This window comes from Nitrosophilus sp. (assembly GCF_982775275.1).
The window spans coordinates 1-3,656 of the sequence record NZ_CEXZHP010000155.1 but is presented as its reverse complement, the minus strand read 5'-3'; the positions used below and the strand labels follow the sequence as shown (position 1 = coordinate 3,656).

At 29.0% G+C, this 3,656-nt stretch carries 2 protein-coding genes and 1 pseudogene; 2 read left to right on the top strand and 1 reads right to left on the bottom strand.

The genetic code is table 11. The features are described 5' to 3' along the window. On the top strand, positions 1–264 hold a 264-nt coding region (locus AC30RD_RS07295), incomplete at its 5' end, for an EAL domain-containing protein (protein WP_489493769.1). Positions 265–266: 2 nt separating this feature from the next. After that, entirely contained in the window at positions 267–3,446 is a 3,180-nt protein-coding gene (locus tag AC30RD_RS07290) for an NAD-glutamate dehydrogenase domain-containing protein (protein WP_489493768.1), read from the top strand. A 22-nt stretch (positions 3,447–3,468) separates the two neighbouring features. On the opposite strand, the pseudogene AC30RD_RS07285 reads toward AC30RD_RS07290, so the two are convergent. After that, positions 3,469–3,656 (bottom strand): annotated as a pseudogene (locus tag AC30RD_RS07285) (glutamate--tRNA ligase); the annotation flags it as partial.

Below are 3,656 nucleotides of genomic sequence, written 5' to 3'. Positions count from 1 at the left end.
AGCGGATATTCCAATTTTGAACATATATTAAATCTAAAGAGAGATTATATTAAAATTGACGGATCTTTAATAAAAGATATAACTACCCACAAAAACTCAGAACTCATAATCAAAACAATTAAAAATTTTGCCGATGAGGCAAAAATAAAAACCGTTGCGGAATTTGTCCACTCAAAAGAGATTTTAAAAAAGATTAAAGAGTTAAAGATCGATTATGCGCAAGGTTATTTCCTTGGTAAACCATCCGCAGATATTAAGGATTAAACATGAAAAACAAACTTCTAAATACTTGCCAAGAGCTAATATCTGAAGATGATCTATCTGTTTCTAAAAAAATTTTTGAAGATATAAAAAAGAGTAGGTATATTGCAAATTTTTATGAAAAAAACGGCGAAATTTTTTTAAAAATATACTCAAAATCTCTACTTTATCTATCAGAAATCATTCCTTTACTTCATGATATCGGTCTAAACATAATAGATGAGGTATCCTATGATATTGTGGTTGATGATAAAAAGATTTTTATAAATAGATTTTTAATTGATATTAAAAAAGAAAATAGACAAAGATTAAAAGAGGCTCAAAAAAATATAACCGAAATTATCCAAAAAGCTTTACAAAAAGAGATACTATTTAGATGCAAACTTTACTCTTTGACATTAAAAGAAAATCTTGATATTGAAAAAATTCTTCTTTTGAGAGCTTTAATTAGATATGAAAATCAGATAGTTTTGGAGTTTAACGAAGCCGCAATAGTTAAAACAATTTTAAAATATCATAAAATCGTAAAATTATTAATTCAATATTTTTATATAAAGTTTGAACCAAACATTAAAAACAGAAAAAAAGGGATTAAAAATATAAACCAAGATATAGAAAAAGAGTTAAAAAAGATAGAAAATATTACCGAAGATAAGATAATAAGAATTTTATATAAAATCATCGAGCACTCTCTTAGAACAAACTTTTTTTTAAAAAAAGAGACTATTAGTTTTAAGATAGATACGACTTCTTTGGGAAATTATCTTTTAGGGATTCAGCCATCTGTTGAAATTTTTGTATATCACAACAGATTTAACGGTGTTCATCTTAGAATGAGTAAAGTAAGCCGAGGCGGCATCAGATGGAGCGATAGGTATGATGATTATAGAGAAGAGATAAAATCTTTGATGAGCACCCAAGAAGCAAAAAATGCCATAATAGTTCCTGCTGGAGCCAAAGGGGGCTTTGTAATTTATAAAGAGAAAAAGGATCTTGGTTTTGAAGAGTTTAAAAATTATTACTCTTTGTTTATTGACGCTTTATTGGATCTAATCGACAACAAAATCGGCGACAAATTTGTTCACGATAAAAATATAATAGCTTATGATGAAAAAGATTTCTATTTTGTCGTAGCCGCCGATAAAGGAACTGCCTCAATGAGCGATGTTGCAAATGAGATTTCGCTAAAAAAGGGTTTTTGGTTAAAAGACGCTTTTGCTAGCGGAGGTAGCAAAGGGTATAATCATAAAGAGTTAGGGGTTACCGCAAAAGGCGCATGGAAAAGTGTTTCAAGATTTTTTATCGAAAAAAAGATAGATATTTATAAAGATACTATAACCGTCGTTGGCATAGGATCTATGAGGGGTGACGTTTTTGGAAACGGAATGTTAATAAACCCAAATATTAAATTAATAGGCGCTATAAGCCATAACGAAATATTTATAGATCCCGATCCCGATCCTAAAATTTCTTATCAAGAAAGGAAAAGACTTTTTGAAAAAGGAGCTCACTGGAGCGAATATGATAAAAGTAAAATAAGCGAAGGGGGAGGAGTTTTTAAAAGGGACGCAAAAAGCGTAAAACTAACACCTCAAATAAAAAAGCTTTTAAGAGTTTCTAAAGATGAGCTAAGCGCAGAAGAGATAGCAAAAAAACTTCTTTGTCTAAAAGTAGATCTTCTTTACAATGGCGGCGTTGGGACTTATGTGAAATCCAGCGATGAAATAAATCTATACCTTAGCGACAAAGAAAACGAGGGTGTTAGAGTAAACGCTAATGAACTAAGATGTTTTGCCGTTTGCGAAGGAGGAAATCTTGGGTTTACTCAAAAAGCAAGAATTGAGTATGCAAAAAACGGAGGAAAAATAAATCTTGACAGCATTGATAACTCGGCAGGAGTCGATACTTCAGATCATGAGGTAAATTTAAAAATTGTGCTAAATAGTCTTAAAGAGAAAAATATTATAGATGAAGATGAAAGAATTTCCACTTTAAAATCGTTAACTGATAAAGTATTAAATTCGGTTTTTTGGACAAACTATCTTCAATCATTGGCTATTACTTTAGATGAGATTAGATCAAAAGAGGATATACAAAAATTTATTAAAACCATCGAAATTTTAGAAAAAAATATAAAAATTTTCAAAAGAAGAGACTTTAATATCCCAAAACCTTCAGATTTTGAAATGATACTCACAAAAGATGGCACAATCGTTAGGCCGATTTTAGGGATTTTGCTTTCATACTCTAAAATATTTTTAAAACAGATACTTTTAAACAGCGATTTTTTAGATACCCCTTTTGCACAACATTATCTTTATAAATATTTTCCTAAATCTTTCGTATCGGTTTATGAGGATGAGATAGATAACCATCCGTTAAAAAAAGAGATAGCCGCCACAGTTATTTCCAATAAAATAATCAATTTTGCAGGTAGTAGTTTTATTGTAGATTATGATATTTTAAAAGATAAATTTATAAAAAAAATCGAATCTTATCTTATTATAAATCAGTTATTAAGCGCAAACGATATTAGATTTGAGCTTTATAGAAACGATATGATAATTGATGCAAAAAAAGAGTATAAGCTTCTTTTAGATATAGAAAATTCTATAGAATTTAGCATAAAATGGATGTTAAAAAAAGAGAAAAAAATAGATCCTATGTTGATCCTTGGTTATAAAAATGAATTAAATGAAATTTTGCAAAAAGCAAAAGATAAGATAAAAATAAAAGAGTTTATAAAAAATAATAGATCTATCAATCTTTTTTACTCCTTTTTGGACTATTTAAAATTTATAGCGGCGGTAATTGAAACAAAGGAGAAAACGCCTCACAATTTTAAATATGTAGCAAAACTATTTTTCCTTATTATAGAGAAATTTAAAATCAATGAAATATTAAACATAATTTATGAGTATAAAGCTTTATCCGAATATGAAAAGAGAGTAAAAAGCGAACTTGAAGAGTTGATACAATATTTTGTAGCAAAACTTGCCAAAAGAGTTTTAAACTTTATAAGAAGCGATGAGAAAGCAGAAGATGGGCTTGAAAAATATATAAAAAACGAAATGCCTCTTTTTGAGGATCTATTAAAAGAGATCGACTCTTTTTGCGCCAAAAAACATCAAAACCTATCTATTATTACACATATTGTAAATAGATTGACCCTCTCTTTGATATAGATATTAAGATTTTACTTAATATCTATTGATACTCTTTCAAAAGCGCTTCAACCCTTTTAATAATCTCCTCTTTTCCTATGATAGCCATAATATCCGAAAGATCAGGACCTCCAAGTTTTCCAATAAGCGCTACTCTTAAAGGTTGACCGATTTTGCCAAATCCTATCTTTTTTTCATTTACCACTTCTTCCAAAATTTTATGAAAATCGC